A 20,214-nucleotide genomic window follows, 5' to 3' on the forward strand; every position below is an offset into this window, starting at 1 on the left:
TGTTTCCTGTTACAGAAGATTTAAATACCCTGCTGTAACAATAGGTATAGCAGGTGGGGCCCGTGGTTGATTGCGAGCTTGTGAACATTGAGAAGATAGGTAATGAGGAGCGTGTTAAGATTATCAACTACGTGATGGAGAAGAAAGGCGTCAGGGCTCGTGACTTGGGCGTAACCCTCAACCTGATATCCATGATACGCTCTGGTAAGAGGCGTGTTACCGAGGACTTGCTTTGCCGTGCCCTCAAGTTCCTCAGCAATGAGGAGTTAGCCAAGCTCCTTGGGCAGGTGCCGGAACCTGAGCCAGCGAGCATTAATGATGTTATTAAGGTTATCGCGAGGGCCAGGGCAGACCCAGGCTTTAGGGAGATACTGCTCTCTTACCTGGACAGGTACCTCGGCGATTACGTCAGGAGCGCTGGCACTAAGTGGGTCGCCACTGAGCAGGACGTTGAGGAGTTCATAAGAACCAAGCACCTGAAGGGGGGCTTAGTGAGAAGACTATTCGTGATGAGGTTAGGTACATCAGGCGCGCCCTGGCTGAGCTTAACTGGGTATTGACGCCCGACGGGATTAGGGAGTACCTGGCCGAGCTTGCTGAGGAGGGTGAGACCCACGTCATTAGGCACACAACGGCGAGCCTGAAGTCGTTCCTAAAGGAGGTGCTCAAGCCCAGGGACCCACTCCTCTACAGCCTGCTCTATAGCTCATTCACGGTTGTCAGGCCGAAGAACCACAACAAGGTGAGGTTACCAACCATCGACCAACTCAGGCAGATTTGGCAACAACTACCCACCATAGAGTCCAGGCTGTACTTCACAATCCTGGCAGAGTGTGGGTTACGCCCATCAGAGCCGTTCCTAGTGGGCATTGATGATGTGGACCTGGAACACGGCGTGATTCACATCAGCAAGGTGACTGAGACAAAACGCGCATTCATTGCATTCCTACGCCCAGAAGTCATTGACTGGATTAAGCGTGAGTACCTACCCGTGAGGGAGTCCCTGGTAAAGGCTAAGCTTGGGATTGTTAAGGCCGACTACCTGGGCGTCAAGCCCAATGTTGAGGATTGGGCGAGTAGGTTCATACCATTCGACAGGGATAGGTTACGCAAGGAAATCAAGGACACAGCCAGGCAGGTGCTTGGGCGTGAGTTTGAGTTGTATGAGTTGCGTAAGTTCTTCGCAACACACATGATTAGCCAGGGCGTGCCAGAGTCAATAGTCAATACACTGCAGGGCAGGGCACCGCCGAGTGAGTTTAGGGTGCTCATTGAGCACTACTGGAGCCCTAGGCACGAGGAGCTTAGGCAGTGGTACATCAAATTCGCACCCAGGGTTTGTTGCTGAACTACCTACTAACTAATCAACTAGAACTACTAAAAACTAGGTGGTTAAGCGAAAGTTTTGGTTCAAACCACCACTGCAGTGGTTGCCGTAAACCACGGCACCTGGAACTGCCCGTTTCCCGAGTCGAGCCTCGGTTGCACCTGGAACCCAATTTCATTGATTGACTGCCTTGGGTTTGTTTTATTTACCTGCCCCACCTGGAATTAATTCGCTATGCAGACACAGTTAGCCGTGGGTTACGCCAGGGTGAGCCTAGAGGGCGAGGACATAAACAACCAGGTCCACGCAATCGAGAATTATTCCAAGCAGAACAACCTGACACTCGTGGGTGTGTTTAGGGACGTCGGCGTCAGCGGTGCAAAGCCCGCGCTCGAGCGCGAGGGCTTCAGGCAGTTGCTAACTGCCCTTGAGTCAATGCCAGCAATAAGGACAATAATCGTGTTCGACATCACCAGGTTGGGCAGGGACATGCTCGACGTAATGGACACCTATAAGTACCTCACCGAGAAGGGTTACAACATATTGTTTGTCAAGCACCCAGAGCTTAATGTTATCCAGTCCACACCCCTGGGCGAGGCTATTCGCAAGGCAACCCTGGCAATGCTCAGCGTGACTGCCGAGATTGAGCGTGCCTTGATTAGCGAGAGGACCAGGTCGGCGTTGGCCAGGGCAAAGGCAATGGGCAAGCACATTGGGCGTAGGGGCACCCAGATACCCATCGACGTAGTCAAGCAGTACCTAAGCATGGGACTAACCAAAAAAGCCATCTACAGGTTGCTGGTGCAACAGGGACTGCTGAGGTACCAGGAGAGGGGCGTGGTTAAGGTGCTATCCTACAACCAGTTTTTAGTGAGGCTCAAGTCCATGGGACTGTGATTGGTCTCTTTCCCGCTGAGCCGGGTGATGAACCTCCACACGCTGATGGGTGCCATATCGGTAGTCAATCGGTAAACTCTAATAGTGGTGCGTGCCCCTAATAATAAAAATAAAAATAGTCCTAGTTGGCAAGCACGGGCTAGGCGGGGGCGTGGGTGCCGAGAGGCGTTAGTATCGGTACCCGTACTGCCTCGCGAGTATTTCCTTCGCCGTGTTGTATGCGGATATGCCCGTGGTGTTCTCGTAGAGCCTGACCACGACCTTAAGCGCGAAGGCGTAGTCGCCCCTCAATATCACGTCTAGGACTGCATCGAGGAAACGCCCAGGCGATAAGGCGTGCCTCAGGTTAGTCCTACACTCCTCAGTACTGCATAGGTCCTTAACAAGCCTCTCCCTGAGCGCATCGAGCTTCTTCAGGGCCTCCCTCGGCACCTTAACCGTGGTCCACCTACCCTTTATCTCCTCCGCTAACTCCCTCAACCTCTGTAAATCATTTTGTTCCGGGTTTGGGGTTTGCGACATCAAACTCTAGGCACTGGCTCGGGTGTTATAAAACATTCTCTATAGTGCCAAGCCCCACCACCAGGTAAGCACCAAGCAAGTACCCGAGGAGAAGAGCGTTCAGTCGCTAATCAAAGAGGGACTGAACAAGGCACGGCAGGCAGGCACGGCTTATTTTATCTAAATGAACCACATACTATTTAAAGATGGTGATTATGCCCTTTGTGCATCCGCGTGCAGGAGAACGCGGTTAGCACGCCGACCTGGGTTATTTTATCTAAATGGCAAACGTCCTATTTTAAGATGTTGATTATGCTCTCTGTTCACGCACGTGGTTTATCCACCATCTATTACCTACGTCATCTTCATCCACTACTGGGTTGGGAGTGCACGTGCAAAACAACGTGACTTACCCAACGTATAATATACTCGTCTTCTTCATGTGCAGTTTGGCAGGGGCGTGTGCCCGTGCGTTTCCGAGTTATTTTATCTGTTCGGCTCACGTGGGTCTCGTGGTAATAATATAAATAATAATATAGGTCTTAGAGGCTAGGCTCGTGGTGGGGAACCGTATACACCCGAGAACCCTAAAGTAGTAGATAGACACACTAGACCTGCTTACTGCCCAGGTTAACCACGCCCAGGTCCTCTATGTACTCAATAACGCCGGTTTTAGCCAACGCCCTAACCACGCTCCTCACGGCAGTGAGGAGCCTGCTGAACAACGGGTTGTTTATGTTCACCTCAACGCCGAGGGTTGAGTTAATACCCAACGCCCTCCTGAACCTCACAACACGGGCATCACCACTCCTCAACACGTCAATCACCAGCCTAAGCAAACCCACGCTCGGGTACCTAACCAGGTAGTCACTGAGCAACCAATCCACGAAGCCCTCGACCACGCTAACCTCAACACCCAAGGACCTGCCTAACTCCTCGATTACCTCACTCGGCACCCTCATCAGCAACCACCCCAGCCCCAACCACCGACTTAACGAGACCCCTCACGTCATTAGCCAGGTTACTGTGCTCATTGTGCAAGTGCCTATACACGTCAAACCTGCCCCTAACAACCACACCATCAAGCACGCACTTGTACTCGCCATTACCCAAATCCTCAACCAAACCAACACCCACCAACACATCAATTAGCTTATTGAGCACGTCCTCGAAGAGGTAGAGCCTGAGGCTCGGCGTAAGGCGTTCCCAATCCTCACCACCCAACTCACCCTCCTTACCGACCTGGTTTATCGCCACCGCACGCCAGGGCTTCCTGAGGACCCATTGAGCGACCTGGCGCCAATCAGTAAGACCGTGGTCATGCCTAAAATGAGTAACCAGGGCGTGTAGGAACCTGGGCAGGCTCATGGTAGTGTGCACCTGCCAATCCCTCCCACCCTCGTGAGGCAGTAGGCACCTGACGCCGAGCACATCAACATAGGGACCACGACGCCCAACAAAGTCAGGCTTGATTAAGCCCTCCATACCCCTAACAACCCTACTCGGCACAAGCCACCACAGGTACAGGGCAAAATCACGAACATCGCTGAACCCCAACCCCCTCGCCAAGTCCTCAACGTTTTGCCTGGCCTCCTCAACACCAACACGCCTACGCTCAGCAAACTCCAGGTACTCCCTAACAGCGAGCACTAACCTATCCACAACCTGCCCAACCTCACCAGCCTCACCAAACATCTTCAGTAAATACCCAGCCTTATACTGAACACGCCTACTCAAACCACGCTCACTAACACCAACACGCCCACCACCAGAACCACCCACACAAAACAACTCAGGAAACTCATTAACCACCTGGCACATTGGCACACCCCTAACCCCAGCAACCCAAGCCACGAAATCATAAACACGCCCAGGCAACCTACGCCCACGCCTACGCCCACAACACCCATTACACGGCAAACAATTCACCTCACGTGATGCTGTTTCTGCTGTGTTTGTTTGCTGAGACTGGCTTGAGCGTGGTGTGCCGTCGCTGAATCTCACACCCACAGCCCCTGCCTCTGAGATTGGGGCACGTGCAGAAGCACGTGCCTGAGTCTCACCAAACCCACCAGCAGAAGAATCAGCACTACCCTGGTTTAGTAGTGCGAGGAATTGTTGTGTTAGGTTTGTTTGTTGTGTGTTGCGTGTTTGTTCAGTATTCTGGGTTTGTTGAGTAATGCTTAAATCCTGGTTTCCAGTACCTTCATTTGCGGGTTTGGACATGGGGCTTTCCCGCAGGGTGGGGCGTGTGCCCCAACCCTGTCGGGGCCAGGTAAAGCGTGGTTTTGATTTTGAGGGTGTGGGGCGTTGTCGGCGTCAGGTTGTTGTGCCCTTGAGTTTTTCGTAGTCTTCGGCGTGTACCCATATTGTCGAGTTCTTGGACTTGGCGATGGACCAGGTCGGCAACTCAATGAACCACCTGCCGTTTTCGAGCTTCACGATTCCGTTCTTCGTTAGGTACTCTGCCAACTGCTCAATACCTGTTCCCGGCTTTCCCACGATGTTCAACGTATATTCAACGGTGTCGATTAGTATCGCGAGTCTTATGACAGGTCTGTTATCGCGTGTTATTCCAGGAGTCAACGGTGTCTTTATCAATGCCTTCGTGGTGTAGTTGAACACCGTGCTCATGGTTCACCACCCTCCTCGGTTATTACTATTGTTGCGTCGTGCTCCTCGGCTTTTTGCCTGAGTTTCTCCCACGTGGGCGTGAGCCTCCTCGGTAGGAACACGCCTATGTGCCACATGCTCCTCTGCCAAACCTTGACCAGCCTCGCCTCTATCGACACGCCCGCAATCTCGACCTCGACCCTTTTGTCCAGGTACTGCTCAAGCACCTTCTTCGTTGCTTCGTCGGTAACCACGGCTATGTAGTTTTTCCTAGATTTCCACAGCCTCACCCTCGCCGGAACCTTGACCTGCCTTACCACCTGGCTCATGTATGCACCCAGGGGCATTGTGCACCCGCGTGTTTAAATGGGAATTGTTGTTGGAGTGCATGCGGAATTCCGCGTGGGAATTGTGTAATATGCGGAATTGTCTGTTGCGGAAAGTTTATAAACACGTTCATGCACACTGTAGTTGTGAGCACAGTGAGGAAATACAGGTTCAACACCTACCTGTTCCCAACCGTGGACTGCGTAATCACGGTCTACACAAGGAACGAGAGGCCCGCGAGGTATGTGGAACTGCTCGGGTGCCTTGAGGAGGAGCACGGCATACGCGGGAAAAGGAGCCTGGACAGTGGTTTGGACGCGGGTGTTGAGGATGGTTACATCAGGGTTGTGCCTGTGGGTGGTAGGCGTGGTTACATGCCTACGCCGTTGGGCGTCATCGATAACGCATTGGTTGATCGCAACCTCGATATTGTCATGAGCTTCAGAAAATACGGGCGTGAGGCACTGCCCGAGCTCCTCACGGTCCTGAGGAACTACATGCTGATTGACTTGATACAGAGGGTCTCGATAACTATGTTGATGATGTTCACGATAGAGGACATATTCAAACTAAACAAGAGAGATAGGGAGGAAATGAGTACTTTCTTTCCGTGGATGGAAATGTACCCCAAATTGGAGCGGTACAACCTGTTTGGTGCCTGGCTGACGCTGAAGGCGTTGGCAGGTCTCATGCGCGAGGAGGACCTGAGTCCTCGTGAGTGTAGGGAAATGAATAATTTCCTTAAGGCATACACCTTATACGTAGTGAACGGTTTCATAGGTCCATACATGGTTTCCTTCAATATAAGGAACAAGCGGTTTAAGTCCTGGGCCTCGGCGATTGCTGACCTCAACTACCTGTTCCTGCACTCAGCGTTTCGCAACACGGTGGGGCTCGGCGCCTCAGGTGGTGAGGGCACGGAGTAACCACGCCTTGTAACGCTGTAGTTAGGGGCTTAGTGTTGATGTGTTGGTTGCTGTGCTCGTGGGTGTATTTGTTACGGAAAAACCGTGTTAAGCACATGCCGTGCTTGTTACAGGTTTGTAGACTCAAGATCCGCTGGCGAAGGCCTGCGTAGGTTCAAATCCCACCCCCACACCAAAGATTGAACATATTGTGCATACCACCATGGGCGATCGTGCATACAGTTTATTACTTAGTCCTTGTTCTTACTGCCTCATTAGTAATTGTGAGAATGAATTAGTAAAAAGTAGCTGCAATAAGGTATCAAGAATTGTTTATACGATTCTTATGACTTATAGTTTATCCATAGTAATGTTTGTATTACTCTATAGCCGAGTCTTTTGTATGCCTTTATTGCTGGTGAATTATCTTCGAAAACGTGAAGCATTGCCATCGCGCCACTTAGTACCGAGTCATTCGTTACTGCTGTGGTCACCGCCTTAGCTAAACCTCTATTCCTATGCTGTGGTAGCGTGAATACATCACCGACAACCCAAATCTCGGGTAGCTTTAGGTATGTACCTGCCATGGACACTAGTTCGTTGTTGAGAAATGCGCCGTAGTAATGCCAATGCGGTGATAATAACCTGGCAATGGCTTCAGCCTTCGATATTTTTACTCCCTGTAGGCTCTTTATCTCGATGAATTGATCTAGATCATTGATTGTCAATCTACGGATCACGTAATCACCACCCAAATTAAAGGCTTTGAATGAGGATTTGTCGCAAACCATGGTTAAACTCCTCCTAATCTCAACCTGACCCTTCCTTGATGCAATACGTATTATGCGTTCAACTATCCTGGGTTCCGTGTTTATGTGCAGTATGAGTTGTGAGTCCCAGGGTATGTAATCCACACCCTCCTCAATATTACCGAATACGTGAGTGGCCGTGTAGTTTCGAAAACCCCTGTAAATTAGTGTGAAACCGATTATGTCGTTACCAACAACGTTTAGGTAAACCTCTGTGAACTCGGGGTAATACATGATGTCGTAGAACACGTACGCGAAGGTTATTGGATCGTTTAAGTAGTGCCTCCTTATTAATGCAAGGAGATCCATGTCTAATTTATCGGTTACGCGAATCATAAGATTCATTAAATAATAGCCCTAATAATTTGGAATAAATAATAAATATTATTAAATTTTACGGGACCTTTTAGCCAATGGACAATATGGATCTGGTGCATTAGTACTCCCATAAGCCCTATACGCCCTAGCAGGACAACCTGCATTGCATAGGTCAGCCATTGGGCATTTACTGCATTGGTTAATCTCGGTATATTTCCTGTTTCTAAATACCTTAAACCCATCACGCCAAACATGCCTAATGTCGTCTCTCAGGGCATTACCCTCTTTAAACTCCTCACTCATCAGTAGTTCACAACCGTAGATGTCACCATTGGAGTCAATAACGAACCTACTCTTACCTGCTGGACACGTTGTATAGTTAGTAATACCAAGATCACTAAGTCTCCCTTTAATCTCCTCATAGGTCTTACGTAGGTTCTTAAGGTAGAACCTGAAGCCATTAAGCACTAATTTGACATTAGCCTTGATACTTAACAATTCATAGAGAACCCTCTCGGCATCATCATCATCACTTAACCCAATACCATTGTCATAAGCCCTACCAAACTCCTGAACCCTAATGAAGGTGAGTACGGGTATACCAAGTTTCTCCGCCAACCTAACCATGTCCACGATATAGTAAGCATTGCTAGACATGACGGTATAGGACAGGGAAACACCAATACCCACATCCTTGAGGATATTAATTGCCCTCATTGCTAAATCAAACGATCCAATACCCCTAATAACATCATTAATTGCGGGATTTGGCCCATCAACACTAACCTGTACCTGGTCAAGTCCAGCCTCCTTCAACTTCACAGCCACATCCCTAGTTACCAATGTACCGTTGGTGCTCATTGATACATATATACCCAGATCCTTGGCATGCCTAATTATGTCAAATAAGCCCCTCCTAACTAATAACATTGGTTCCCCACCCAACAGGTAAACAAACCTAACACCTAATTCCCTTAATTTATCGAGGATGATTAACCAGTCACGGACATTAAGCTCGTTACCCAATGGCTCACCAGCCGATAGGTAACAATGAATGCATCTCAGGTTACAGGCATGTGTTAGGTAAATGGTAACATCATTGAGGGAATCCATACTTATATACGGCATGGACTCCCCAACGCCCTCCAAATGACTTTTTAATGCAAGTATGTGCCCTATGGGTGATGCAGGGCATTCCTCAAGGAATACCTGGGCTTCATCGACCACACAACCTCAGAATCAGTGAATATTGGAGACTTAAATTACATTCATTTCAGTAGATCCGCTTCTCCTCATCGATCAGCTGACCCTCAATACTCATCAAGCACTTATTTGGTATTTTATTTTTAGTGTTTTAAGGGGTTAAGAAGTTTTACCATTAGAGGTTTCGGACTTCCGCTCGGCTTTCTTCTTCTCCTTCAATTCCTTCCAGATAGGTGGGTATGTGCCCTTCCTCATGACAACCCTCGTCGTCCTCACGGCAATGCCCTTCTGCGCCTTCATTATATCATCAGAGCTCATCTCAGCGTAGCCGAGCGCCACGAGCTCATTCTTTAACGTCATTATTGCTGTTAGAGAACCCTTCTTCACGTTGTTTGTTAATTTCACGATTCCTGGAACCGCCAATGCTGCACCATGGCATATGGCGTCTACGGCTGAGTCCCTTATCCAGACCTTGGGTAAGTGCCTTACCATGTACTCCACGGGCTTGACGTATGTCCTCAGTAGGTCCTCGACACCGTACTCCTTATACAGTGTGTAGGCATCCTTAAGGTCCTGGAGTTTGACAGCCTCCTTCTCCGTGAAGCATCCAACCCTAACCCTCCTAAGCTCCCTCATGTTCGCCCCAACACCAAGAACCTCGCCTATGTCGTAAGCCAACTTCCTGGCGTAGGTTCCCGACTCCACATTCATCCTAATCAATACGTACCTCCCATCCCTCTCGAGGAGCTCTAGTTCGTAAACATGCTTAACCCTTACCTGCCTCTTCACAGCACTTCTCAATGGTGGCCTTTGATAGATAGCTCCCGTAAACTCCTTAAGGATTGCCCTTAATTTATCATCATCGACATCGCCATGGAGCTTCATGACCATTATGTACTCCTTATCCAATGTGTTTATCGCGGGCATTGCCTTTGTGGACTCACCAAGAGCCACCGGTAGGACTCCCGAAACTCCAGGATCGAGAGTTCCCGAGTGCCCAGCCCTGTCTAGGTTTAGGATCCTCTTAACCCACGCGGCCACCTCATGGCTTGTTGGGCCCCTTGGCTTATCAATCACAATAAAGCCATACCTGAGGTATAGGTCCATGGATCTATTTTCGGGTGGTAAACCCCACTCCTTATTAGTCTCCTCATTGGGAATCTTAACTAACACCTCCGGCTCATTGCAGTAATTTGGTAATGACACGCCAATCATTATGGTGGTTATGGCAAATATAAAAGACTTACCTAGCGACTTCTACTGCAGGTTGAAAAATGGGTGATGACCCTGCTGTTGCGGTAATTGACGACTCATGGGCATGTGAAGCAAACTTTTATTTTACCTGTAGGGCTAACTAATGACCCGTGCCTAGTATCAGGACATTCATTATCGTGGTGGTGTCGTTAATAATCGCATTAATGGTAATATACGTAGTGCATTCAATATACTCAATGCCTCATAATGAAACTGCAAATTCGACGTTACTTATGAAATATAACGAACTACTAAGTAATTACACGAGCTTATTGAGTAAGTATGTGGAATTACAGCAGGAATTGAATGAATGCGCAGCTAACACTCAATCGCCCTATTATCAGGGCTTGAGCCATAAGGAAATAATTGTTGAGAATTTATTAATTAATGCCTCATTATCCGTAACTGGGTGTAACGGCTATACATTACAGGGTGTTAAGGAGATTAATATGGTAACTAAGGGCCCTGGTTACCTATTAATAACGTATAGGCTATCCAATCCTCAGGTCATCACAGGGCAGTTTTCATACTATGTTTACTTAATGGCTCAGGCGATGCCGTCAATACCGATGACGGCTGCGTATACGTATGAGGGTATGACGTACGCTTACGAGGCTGGGCAATACGGGCAATTAATAGTTCCAGTACTACCCAATGCCACATACTCAATAAACCTCGGCTTTGTATGCTATGTAGCAACCTATTACCCACCAACTAACGCGGGCAGTTTAATCAATGGTACCATACCAGAGAATGCCCTGGTGAATGTAACATACGTATGGTGAACCCATCACCTCTTAGTTATATTGTATTGTTTAGATGCAGGAATGGCTACGTAAGGACTAGAGGCTCCGTATTTAAGATAGATGAGGGGATTTATGCATATGTTGGTTCCTGTGGTAATCACTGCGGCGCACGTATTATGAGGCACTTGGCAGGTAATACTCGTACCAAGTACTGGCATGTGGATTACCTCCATGACCTATGCGATGAGTTAGCGGTTATGGTCCTACCTTACAGCGAGAGTTACGTCGCGAGGGCATTACTTAGTGAGTACGAGGGTATCCCTGGCTTTGGTAGTAGTGATAAGAGGGAGGATAGAACGCACCTTTTTAGGATTAGATCGACCAGCGAGAATCCAATGAGAATCCTCCCTTTACTAAGGAGGTTAATTAAGCGAAAGCTCGTGGGAAAAGATTTATAGCCTATGATACACGCCTGAACTTGATGAAGACGCTGGTGCTACTGAGCGCGTGATGATGGCTCGTGATTCTGAAATACACTAGGTCTTGGTGAATTATGATGCTTGGGTTGTGTATTGTGTGGGTTTGTTCAATGCCTTATTGGGTTTCTTCTTTATTATCCTCATTCGTGTTCTCAACCTTATTGTTATTGTTTATTAGGTCTTCGAATTTCTCTATCTTTAACCTAGCCTTTATCAAGGCGGTAATACTACTCCTTAGTTCTTCTATATCGGCTTTGGTCACGTAGGACAACGAATTGACAACTTCCTCAGCATACATGCTGAATATTGCATACTTCATCAGCAACTCCTGCTCCTTCTCCTTCCTGGTTATGTAGAGTCTCAACTTCCTAGCCACCTCCCTAACGGCATTCCTAACCTCACTCTCTATCTCAGGCACCTCCGCAATAGCCTCCTTACCTGCGCTCGCGTAGGGTATCTTTGTGGAGCATATGTGCACAACGATGGCTAGGGGCGCTGGGAATTTAACCTTATACTGTGACCAATCGATCTCATCAACGATCTTCCTAACGACATCGTTGCCCTCATCGTATATTAGCGGTACCTTATTCGCGAACCTATATACTATGGGCTTGTCACTGGGCTCAATACTGCCTCCCCACGCCAATGCAGCCTCTACAATGAATGGGTTACCCATGTAGGAGCTTGGTTTCCTGGTCACTGTAAAAATCACCTCAGGCCTTAGTACAAACCTAACACCCTCCGCCAGTATATCCTCACCAATCGGTGATAACCAATCAGCCCTAGGCCTCCTCCAACCATTAAACTCCTTCATTTTTGTTACGAAATTCACTAACTCATCATTAACCAACTTACCCACGGGCATATCTGGTTGAAGCCCCACAAAGTCCAGAAACGTCTTAGCTATTGTTTCACCGACGCCATCGAAATTCTCAACGAGGAATTCAAGGAGGGGCGCTTCTGGGTTTTTCTGTATTAATTGCTTAATCAACTCCACATCAACGCTCTTGGGGTGGGGCAAACCCTCCTTTGGTGGTTCGGGCATTTTAGTGGTTACCCTGGGTATTTTTATCACGTAATCCTCGTCAGGACCCCTAATGATGAGCTCAGCATAGGGAGCAACCATGGCAGTCCTCCTAATGTACTCCTCAACCCTCCGCTTAGCCTTGAGCCAATCACCTTCAAGAACAACCTTTATAGCTGTGCCATGCCACCCATACCTATTCTCCATAGTCCTCTGGGAAACTATGACGGGTTCATTTCTCGTAATATCAATCATTAACTGATACTCATAAATCATGTCGCTCTTTAACGGTGCGCTCCTAACAAGTATTGGCGTGTTTGTTGTCGATTGTGCATAAAGCACCACCATCTTCGCACCAAGACCGAAGATTCCCCTGTGCTGCTTAATCCTATACTTACTACTGTAGAAAACCCTGCCAAACACGTTGGGTATCTCATCGCCAGGTATTCCGATGCCATTATCCTCAACATAGATACCAATCCAATTTCTAGATTGATCGGCATAATCAATGAAAATCTTTATGCTAGGCAGTATCTTAAAGGTCTCCGTAGCATCAAGGCTATTTTCAACCAACTCCCTAATCGTCTGATAAACAGCCCTAGTCGGGTTACTAAAACCCGCAATTTCTCGATTACGTCTAAAGAACTCCGCAGGAGATAATGCCTCAAACTTAACAAGGTCGCTAGATCCCATGATCAGGAGCTATGAATTAAATGCCAATTTAAACTTTTCACCCATGAAATACGAAGAATTGAACGTGAAAACAACTATAAGAAGATAAATAATGAATGTGGCACATGTTGAAGTAAGAAATAATATCCAAATTAAATAACGTATTAAAAGAAAAATATTAGAAAAATGCGAAAAACAATGTATTAAATCGCAATCCCAATAATGCTATAATTAATTTCATTTTTATATAAGTAAAACATCAATGGTGGGCATGTCTTATCATTAATTATAGATATTTACCAAATTATACTATTATAGCCTTAACCAACTGCCTAATATCGCCCAGGTTCTCTAGATTCCTCACAAGACTTATTACTGTGCTTATTTGGTCTCTCGTTAATATTCCATCCGTTAACATTCTGAACTTGTTTTCAACCTCCTCATCAGTCATTGGATTCTTTGGATGACCTCTTGGGTAATCGACACGTGCCGTTAACTCCCTACCATTCCTAAACTTAATGGTTATTCTGTTTGGTATGGCTGACGGGTATAATTTATCGAGCTCGGGGTCAACATTGACCTTCATCTTCCTAATTAGTGAGAGTACCCTTGGATCACGGATATTCTCGGGCCTATAATGTTGGAGCTCTACTGTACCGTGCATTAGAGCTACTGCTGTAACCCACATTAGGCTGTGATCCGCAGTTTCCTTGGTCTTTGGATCCCACTTCTCTGGGTCCTTAACTATTATGTCGTAAGCTGCCTTGAATGTGTCTATCACTATGTAATCCACATCATCAGGCTCTATGGCTTTACCGTACTCCCTCCTAATCTCCCTTGCCGCATCAACGGCAGATTGCGCATGGTACTCAACTGGGTACGGCTTTATGTATGTGTCGAGTATTCTCTTCGGGCTTGGTATGGAGCTCAACTCGAGGATTATCTTTTCATTGAATTCGTTGGCGAGTAGTTGCCGTATGAAGCCCATCTCTCCCTTTAGTGGTGCGTCAGGTCCTGTGAAGCCCTCCATGGCAAGCAGCGTCGCGAATACGGCATTCCTGGAGGAGTTTGCTGTGGCTGCCGCCTTCCAGTGGCTCAGTTCACCAACCCTTGACTGCCTCATGGCTGCATGGGGCACTGTGGCTATCGAGAGAGCATTCAAGGCTTTATTCTCATCAAGCCCCATTAACTTCGCCAAGCCTACTGTTACGGCGATACCTATGTAGTTGACGTGATCCCAACCGTGAAGCCTAAGACTCCCTGCATCACAAAGCCTAACACCTACTTCGTAGGATGCGGCTATCGCTGTTGCCAAGTCCTTACCACCTAACCTCCTGTATTCGGCCGCTGCCACGAGCGTTGGAACCATGTCGCTGGGGTGTAGGGGTTCCTTGCCTAGGTACGTGTCATTATAATCCAAATACCTAACCATTAGGGCGTTGGTGAATGAGGCCCAATCAATCGCAGCAGTATTTGGTGTGCCCCACAACGTTGCCTCAACACTAGACTTGTAATTCCTAGCTATGCCCCTCGCTATCTTGACAGGCTCTGCCGTAAATGCTGCAAGGGCGACACCTAGGCTATCCAAAACCCTCCTCTTAACCTCATTAATGACTTGCTGATCTAGATCTTCAAACCTAATGTTAAGGGCGTAATGAACTATAGCCTCGCCAAGACTATCCCTAACCATACACATCCATAACTCACCACCTAAATAAATGCATTAACTCTCATGAGCAATGACGAATTATTTATTAATAAATGCTAAAAGATGGAGACCGTGGTTAATGGAAAGAAAGCCTTGTTGTTATTGTCAGGTGGCATAGATTCTGCCGTGGCCCTTTACTTACTTAAGGCCCGGGGTTATGATGTGATTGCGCTATCGATTAATTACCCAGGTAGGGGCGAGAGGGAGAGGGAGTCGGCCAGGAGGTTGGCTGAGATGACCAATACCAGGTTGATAGAGGTTGATTTACCGTTCATGAGGGAAGTAGTCGAACTATGGGGTAGTGAGGATGAGAGACCACAACACCTTAGGAATGCCCACCCAAGCACAATACCTGCAAGAAACGCGATAATATACTCGGTGGCTGCCTACTTTGCTGAGATGCTCGGCATAAACCTCGTGGTTGCCGGGCACAATGCCGATGACGTTAAGCACTTCCCAGACACGACTAGGGAGTTTAGGCGATTATTCTCAAAGGCCTTGTCAATAGGGACCTATATCGGGAGAACGAGGGGATTTAGGGTAGTCGCACCGCTCTCTAGGCTAAGCAAGACTGGGGTGGTCAAGCTAGGATTGAAATTGGGCGTACCCTTCGAGTACACATGGTCTTGCCACAACAACTACGATAAACCCTGTGGTCGTTGTACAGGCTGCATAGCCAGGAAGAGGGCTTTTGAGGAATTAGGCGTTGAGGACCCATTAGAGAGAGTGATTAGGGAGGGTAAGGATTGGTGGCGAATTCATTACTCTAAGAAGTAGGGGTTCATCCTTTCATGCCGATGAGGCGAACTCCCATGCCCTTAATAAGCGAGTCTAGGTTCATTACTTAAATCCATAAATACCCTGAAGTATTCCATAGCTTAGAGGCTCACTATAGGTCGAACTTACCAGTTAATTATTAACGTTAAGAGGACTTAATGTAACGCCTGACCAAATCTAATAATCTCTCTATTTCTTCAATAGTGTTGTAGGCATGTGGTGAGACCCTTATTGTTCCAGGGCGTGGAGATACGACGACCTTATTCCTACCTAGAAATTCGGCGAGACCATATGGGTCCCTATACTCAAAGGTTATTATTGCCGCGTGACTATCTAGTGGCGTAGTCACCTTAAGGCCTAGTTCACCTATTGAATCGGCAAGCTTCTCAACAAGCCCCTTGGTATATTCCTCAAATCTCCACGGTACCTCATACGTAGTTAATAGCTTCATTGACGCCAAGGCGCCCTCAAAGGCTATTATTGGCCATGTGCCCCACTCAAGCATTGACGCATCCTTTGCATGCTTAAACGTGCTCGTGTCTATTGGCCTCTCGAATAGCTTCTCATTCCTTAACCTCCTGCTAACTTGGTTATCCTCAATACCCATCCAGCCCGAGAACGCTGGTTTTAACTTACTCATCAATTCGTCACCGACATACACGAATCCTGCACCGTGAGGACCGAGTAACCACTTATACGTGCCTGTTATTAGCGCGTCAACACCATCCCTCTTAACATTGATTGGAAGAACACCAACCGCATGGAATGCGTCGGTTATTAAGAACGCACCCCTTGAGTGGGCTATTTCAGCTATCTCCCTAATCCTCTCCCTATAACCTGTTATCCAGGATACGTAATCCACAAAGACCAGTGCTGTATTATCGTCAATGAGCCTCTCGTATTCGCTGAGGGGTACGTAGCCATTAATGGACTTAGCCACCCTAACTTCCCTTATTAATCCCCGTGATTTGAGGGCGTGAAATGAGAATATTCCTGTTGGGAAATTGAGGGAACTAACAACCACATTACTACCAGGCTTAAATTCCATTGCGGATAACAGGGAATTAAGACCATGAGTTGCTCCAGACACTGCGGCTATGTTTTGCCAGGATTGTGCATTGATCAGACGAGCAAAATACTTCTTAGCTTCAACAATATGATCAAGAGCTAATTCCCAGGGTTCACCCTCACTTTGCCATAAATCGAGAAAGTTCCTAACCGCATCGGCAGCATCCTTAGTTAAAGGACCCGCGCCCGCATTATCAAGGTACGTTTTCTTACCAACAATCTCTATATGGGACCTAAGCTCCTCCAGCCACATTAACAATTATTATGCTGTAACAAAATTAAAGAATTAATCTACCCTGCGCACTTATTGAGTATTTCCATGAGGAGCTCCACCACAGCCTTCATAACAGCCAACCTGGTTGGTTCACTGACCTTAACGCACGTACCGAATTCCCTGCATAATTCATCCAGGTAATGAAGTACTGATTCGAAATCCTGCGCTGGATCGATTAACCAATCAATTATGTGATAAACTGCCTTAACAACCTCCTCCCTCTCCATCAATAAATAGACTTTACTAAATAATTAATAAGGCAACAAGATTAACTGATCGAATCAAACCTCCTGAAAACCAGGTATTGCGCTGATGGGCATGCCCTCGAACAAAGCATGCATCCTATGCACCTACTCTCATCAACAATAAATGCGGGGCCTGGACCAACACGCTTTAGGGCCTTTGTTGGGCACCAATTAATGCATAGATTACACTCTCCACATATCGCCGACCTGGCGACTAAACCCGCTATCTCGACCCTTAATGATTTATTGTTTGATGCAATAATTACCTCATTGTTGGATCCCAACCTTACCTCCGCATCACCGAGTTTACCTTTAACGACAAACGCACCATCACCCTGCTCAACCTTACCCAGCATCTTGAGAAACTCCAGGAATGTGCCCCGGCTTATTGACCTATCAACGCTTACCGTTGTTGTTTCATTATCATCCTTAATATCAACTGGATACTGAACCCTAAACTTAACCTTAACGTACCTGGCAATATCACCAGGTAACTCCCTTCTCCAGCGCCAAAGGCCGTAATCAACGAACTCCCTAGGTAGCTTCTGTGATTCGGAGAACTCCCTGATTATCTCCTCCAGGCGCTTGTAAATACTTGGATACCTCTCACTAACCGCATCTAACTCAGCGAGTTCATTGGCTGGGCATATTACACAACCAAGCCTATCGAAACCGTACTCATAGGCCTTATTGTAGGGCAAGCCCTTCATTAATACATAGCCCCAAACCTCCAACGCTGTCCAATCCTGGATTGGCGCAACCACAATATCCTTAGTCACCCACCTACTCACCGAAACCCTTGGTATCCTTGCCCTTTGGAATGATTCATAGGCCCTCTGCCCAACGACACTTATGTAACCAAGGGGGAACCTATTAAGTAGGGTGTTGGTTATCGGACCTAGTTTGATAACCTTGCAGCACCACCTGAAGTCCCTAGCTGGTGGTCCGAACTCCCTGATAGCCCGCCAATAGGAGTCGCCAGCCGAGGCTACTATTAACTCTGCACCATACCTCCTAGAAACCTCCTTAACATTCTCATAAGTCTCGTAGGGCTCTAATCCAGTGTCGTTAAACACTATGTAGAACTTAACACCAGTCTGCGCGGTCAGGTCGAGGGCTACGAGACTGTCCTTACCGCCTGAGTAACTAACTACTACGGGCTTCCTATACTCATTAAATACCTTCGTTAGAAAATCCACGGCCCTCCTAGCCTTCCTCTCCAGGTAATCCCTATTCAACTCTATGAAATCCTCTAGGGAACTTGGTTTAGGGCTTGGTAGCCTGTCCTTAGCCCTCCAACTCTTAATAACCCTTAGTCTATCATTTCTCATAACCTTCGCAACACCATGATACCTACCATCGCGTGTTGCTACGGCAACATGGACATACTTGGTGTTGGGTAATGAACCCTCTAGGACTAGGTCCCTATGCACGTCATACCTCTCGGGTAGGTTGTTGAGATTGATTATGGCCCAATAACCACGCTTCAGGGCTAGTATTTCAGAGACGCCCTCGTACAATGGTCTAAACCTCCACATGCGTTTCTTGATATCGTAAAACCTATGCCCAACAATCCTACCCCTAACAATGACCTCATCGGCCTGGTCTGCATAGCCAGGTATTTTGTTAAGGAGAACAACCTCGTTATTTGGGATTAGGTTCTTTGCCAAATCCTCATCATTAAACTCATTAATCACAGCCTTCCTCGTAATCTCAATATCTGCGGGAAACGCCGGTCTAACGTCGCCAGGTCGCGTGATCCTAGCGATACTTATTGAACCGCACTTCCTAGCCCCAACCTCCCTATCGAGCAATGGTACATTTAAGTCATCGCACCAGAGTAACTCCATGGCTTGGGTTTATTGCTGGTTAATGAATTTAAAAATACTTTGACGATGCTAAGAAACTCACTTCATATTCCTCATGAGCTTCTGCCTCGTACTCTCATCAAGCAGCGTTAAGACCCTGCTAACTATCGCCTGATCCCTATCCTGCAACCTCTTATCGAGGCTAGACACAACCCTGGACCTTAGGGTAAGCCCTGCCTTAACAACATCGTCTGGGTATGAGGCAAGTATCTTCATTGTGGTCTTGCACCAATTGATGTATTCCTCATCAGTAGCCCTTTGTGCAAGTGTTGATATGACATCCCTGAGCGCTTGAAATGCCTGGTCTTCCCGTAGACTGAAGAGCATCTGCAAAATGCTCCTTATTGTCGCCTCCCTCTGGTTTTCAGGAAGCCTGGCTATTTGTATTGGATCTACCTGTGAACTCATTGGGGCAGCAAAAATCAACTTATTATTAATCATTCTTAGGGAATTAATTTAAATAGCCCTTACTTTGCATCACGGCGGCATCAACAACCTAAGCGGATTACCCACGTCCCTAATGAAATCCCTTAACTCACGCCTCACATTCTCATCGCGTACCAACTCAATTATCAAGGACTTCAACGAGGACCTAAACTCCCTATCATTAAGCACGGAAATCATCGATGAGATAACGATCTTCCTAAGGTTGGGATCATTAACCAAGTCACTAAGCACAACCTGTATTATAGGCTTTATAGACGCCAAGGCGCCAGCTATTATCAAGTCCTGATTCACGGGAACCGACTGCTGAACCTGCCTATCCTGCTGACTCACGCAATTACGCAAAAACCCGCAATTAATAAACCCTGTGCCTAACCACGGCACAAATCAGAATGCATTCACGATTATTGGTTGACCTGCTACGGTTTAGACCTAGGATTCCTCTTTTTCTGTTCCTTTTATGCGGTTAATTATTACTTGGGTTGATTGTTGTTGAGGTTGTGGGTTTATCATAGTGCCGGAAGCGCTTCCGGCCTATGGAATCATCATACACCCTTACAGGGATTGATCAGTTAAAGCCCAAAACAGAAAGGGCGATACAAAAACATCGTAATGGTGGACCGGCCGGGATTTGAACCCGGGTTCTCCCGCGATCCCGTGCTGTTAAGGGTAATGCGAGGCTTGTGCGGGACTACCGTCCCTGGGCATCCTTCCAGGCTAGACTACCGGCCCAAAACGCCAACACCAAGGGGAGG

The 20,214-nt window shown here is 47.3% G+C and carries 22 protein-coding genes and 1 tRNA gene; 7 read left to right on the forward strand and 16 right to left on the reverse strand.

Features of this window, described 5'->3' with window-relative positions; translation table 11 throughout:
• The first annotated feature begins 62 nt into the window (after positions 1-62).
• The 3 genes from B7L70_RS00230 to B7L70_RS00240 all read left to right on the forward strand — a co-directional run bounded on the left by B7L70_RS00230 (position 63) and on the right by B7L70_RS00240 (position 2,224).
• Positions 63-560, forward strand: coding sequence for a hypothetical protein (locus tag B7L70_RS00230; protein ID WP_143701476.1), 498 nt, complete (start codon positions 63-65; stop codon positions 558-560).
• Positions 557-1,348, forward strand: coding sequence for a site-specific integrase (locus B7L70_RS00235; RefSeq protein ID WP_162009057.1), 792 nt, complete (start codon positions 557-559; stop codon positions 1,346-1,348). The genes B7L70_RS00230 and B7L70_RS00235 overlap by 4 nt, the downstream gene beginning before the upstream one ends.
• A 213-nt stretch (positions 1,349-1,561) precedes the next feature.
• Entirely contained in the window at positions 1,562-2,224 is a 663-nt protein-coding gene (locus B7L70_RS00240) for a recombinase family protein (protein WP_081225890.1), read from the forward strand.
• A gap of 168 nt (positions 2,225-2,392) precedes the next feature.
• Here the strand turns inward: B7L70_RS00240 and B7L70_RS00245 are convergent, their stop codons facing one another.
• The 5 genes from B7L70_RS00245 to B7L70_RS00265 all read right to left on the reverse strand — a co-directional run bounded on the left by B7L70_RS00245 (position 2,393) and on the right by B7L70_RS00265 (position 5,667).
• A complete protein-coding gene (locus tag B7L70_RS00245) occupies positions 2,393-2,746 on the reverse strand; it encodes a hypothetical protein (RefSeq protein ID WP_081225891.1) in 354 nt (117 codons plus the stop codon).
• 587 nt (positions 2,747-3,333) lie between these two features.
• Positions 3,334-3,687, reverse strand: a complete 354-nt coding sequence (locus B7L70_RS00250) for a hypothetical protein (RefSeq protein ID WP_081225892.1) — start codon at positions 3,685-3,687, stop codon at positions 3,334-3,336.
• Positions 3,671-4,951: a hypothetical protein gene (locus tag B7L70_RS00255; RefSeq protein ID WP_143701477.1), complete on the reverse strand. Its 1,281-nt coding sequence runs from the start codon at positions 4,949-4,951 to the stop codon at positions 3,671-3,673. The genes B7L70_RS00250 and B7L70_RS00255 overlap by 17 nt, the downstream gene beginning before the upstream one ends.
• Positions 4,952-5,044: 93 nt before the next feature.
• Entirely contained in the window at positions 5,045-5,359 is a 315-nt protein-coding gene (locus tag B7L70_RS00260) for a hypothetical protein (RefSeq protein WP_081225894.1), read from the reverse strand.
• A complete protein-coding gene (locus B7L70_RS00265; RefSeq protein ID WP_143701478.1) occupies positions 5,356-5,667 on the reverse strand; it encodes a hypothetical protein in 312 nt (103 codons plus the stop codon). The genes B7L70_RS00260 and B7L70_RS00265 overlap by 4 nt, the downstream gene beginning before the upstream one ends.
• 144 nt (positions 5,668-5,811) lie before the next feature.
• Between B7L70_RS00265 and B7L70_RS00270 the strand changes: the two genes are divergently transcribed.
• Positions 5,812-6,591: a hypothetical protein gene (locus B7L70_RS00270; RefSeq protein ID WP_081225896.1), complete on the forward strand. Its 780-nt coding sequence runs from the start codon at positions 5,812-5,814 to the stop codon at positions 6,589-6,591.
• Between the two features lie 323 nt (positions 6,592-6,914).
• Here B7L70_RS00270 and B7L70_RS00275 read toward each other — a convergent pair whose 3' ends face one another.
• The 3 genes from B7L70_RS00275 to B7L70_RS00285 form a co-directional block, all read right to left on the reverse strand.
• Positions 6,915-7,688 (reverse strand): GNAT family N-acetyltransferase, encoded by a 774-nt coding sequence (locus tag B7L70_RS00275; protein WP_238376006.1) that lies wholly within the window; start codon positions 7,686-7,688, stop codon positions 6,915-6,917.
• Between the two features lie 78 nt (positions 7,689-7,766).
• Entirely contained in the window at positions 7,767-8,924 is a 1,158-nt protein-coding gene (locus B7L70_RS00280; RefSeq protein WP_081225898.1) for a radical SAM protein, read from the reverse strand.
• A gap of 135 nt (positions 8,925-9,059) precedes the next feature.
• A complete protein-coding gene (locus tag B7L70_RS00285; protein WP_081225899.1) occupies positions 9,060-10,115 on the reverse strand; it encodes an RNA-guided pseudouridylation complex pseudouridine synthase subunit Cbf5 in 1,056 nt (351 codons plus the stop codon).
• Positions 10,116-10,264: 149 nt separating this feature from the next.
• Here B7L70_RS00285 and B7L70_RS00290 point away from each other — a divergent pair, with 149 nt between their 5' ends.
• The gene (locus B7L70_RS00290) at positions 10,265-10,939 is read left to right on the forward strand and encodes a hypothetical protein (RefSeq protein ID WP_101940202.1); all 675 of its coding nucleotides are present in this window, start codon (positions 10,265-10,267) and stop codon (positions 10,937-10,939) included.
• Complete coding sequence (locus B7L70_RS00295) at positions 10,933-11,358, forward strand: DUF123 domain-containing protein (RefSeq protein ID WP_081225900.1); 426 nt, start codon at positions 10,933-10,935, stop codon at positions 11,356-11,358. The genes B7L70_RS00290 and B7L70_RS00295 overlap by 7 nt, the downstream gene beginning before the upstream one ends.
• A gap of 136 nt (positions 11,359-11,494) precedes the next feature.
• On the opposite strand, the gene B7L70_RS00300 is transcribed toward B7L70_RS00295, so the two are convergent.
• Positions 11,495-13,096: a DNA topoisomerase VI subunit B gene (locus B7L70_RS00300; protein WP_081225901.1), complete on the reverse strand. Its 1,602-nt coding sequence runs from the start codon at positions 13,094-13,096 to the stop codon at positions 11,495-11,497.
• A 283-nt stretch (positions 13,097-13,379) separates the two neighbouring features.
• Positions 13,380-14,765, reverse strand: coding sequence for an MmgE/PrpD family protein (locus B7L70_RS00305; protein ID WP_081225902.1), 1,386 nt, complete (start codon positions 14,763-14,765; stop codon positions 13,380-13,382).
• Positions 14,766-14,855: 90 nt separating this feature from the next.
• Between B7L70_RS00305 and B7L70_RS00310 the strand changes: the two genes are divergently transcribed.
• Positions 14,856-15,560, forward strand: a complete 705-nt coding sequence (locus B7L70_RS00310) for a 7-cyano-7-deazaguanine synthase (protein WP_238376007.1) — start codon at positions 14,856-14,858, stop codon at positions 15,558-15,560.
• 145 nt (positions 15,561-15,705) lie between these two features.
• On the opposite strand, the gene B7L70_RS00315 is transcribed toward B7L70_RS00310, so the two are convergent.
• The 6 genes from B7L70_RS00315 to B7L70_RS13115 all read right to left on the reverse strand — a co-directional run bounded on the left by B7L70_RS00315 (position 15,706) and on the right by B7L70_RS13115 (position 20,191).
• Positions 15,706-16,881 carry an aminotransferase class V-fold PLP-dependent enzyme gene (locus B7L70_RS00315; RefSeq protein ID WP_081225904.1) on the reverse strand — a complete coding sequence of 392 codons (1,176 nt, stop codon included), beginning with the start codon at positions 16,879-16,881 and terminating at the stop codon, positions 15,706-15,708.
• Between the two features lie 38 nt (positions 16,882-16,919).
• Positions 16,920-17,129 carry a hypothetical protein gene (locus tag B7L70_RS00320; RefSeq protein ID WP_081225905.1) on the reverse strand — a complete coding sequence of 70 codons (210 nt, stop codon included), beginning with the start codon at positions 17,127-17,129 and terminating at the stop codon, positions 16,920-16,922.
• A 41-nt stretch (positions 17,130-17,170) separates the two neighbouring features.
• Positions 17,171-18,997 (reverse strand): phosphoadenosine phosphosulfate reductase family protein, encoded by a 1,827-nt coding sequence (locus B7L70_RS00325; RefSeq protein WP_081225906.1) that lies wholly within the window; start codon positions 18,995-18,997, stop codon positions 17,171-17,173.
• Between the two features lie 57 nt (positions 18,998-19,054).
• Complete coding sequence (locus B7L70_RS00330; RefSeq protein WP_081225951.1) at positions 19,055-19,423, reverse strand: hypothetical protein; 369 nt, start codon at positions 19,421-19,423, stop codon at positions 19,055-19,057.
• 69 nt (positions 19,424-19,492) lie between these two features.
• Positions 19,493-19,792: a hypothetical protein gene (locus B7L70_RS00335; RefSeq protein WP_081225907.1), complete on the reverse strand. Its 300-nt coding sequence runs from the start codon at positions 19,790-19,792 to the stop codon at positions 19,493-19,495.
• Between the two features lie 280 nt (positions 19,793-20,072).
• Positions 20,073-20,191: transfer RNA gene (locus B7L70_RS13115), tRNA-Ala, on the reverse strand.
• Between the last annotated feature and the right edge of the window lie 23 nt (positions 20,192-20,214).

The organism is Vulcanisaeta sp. EB80 (assembly GCF_002078205.2).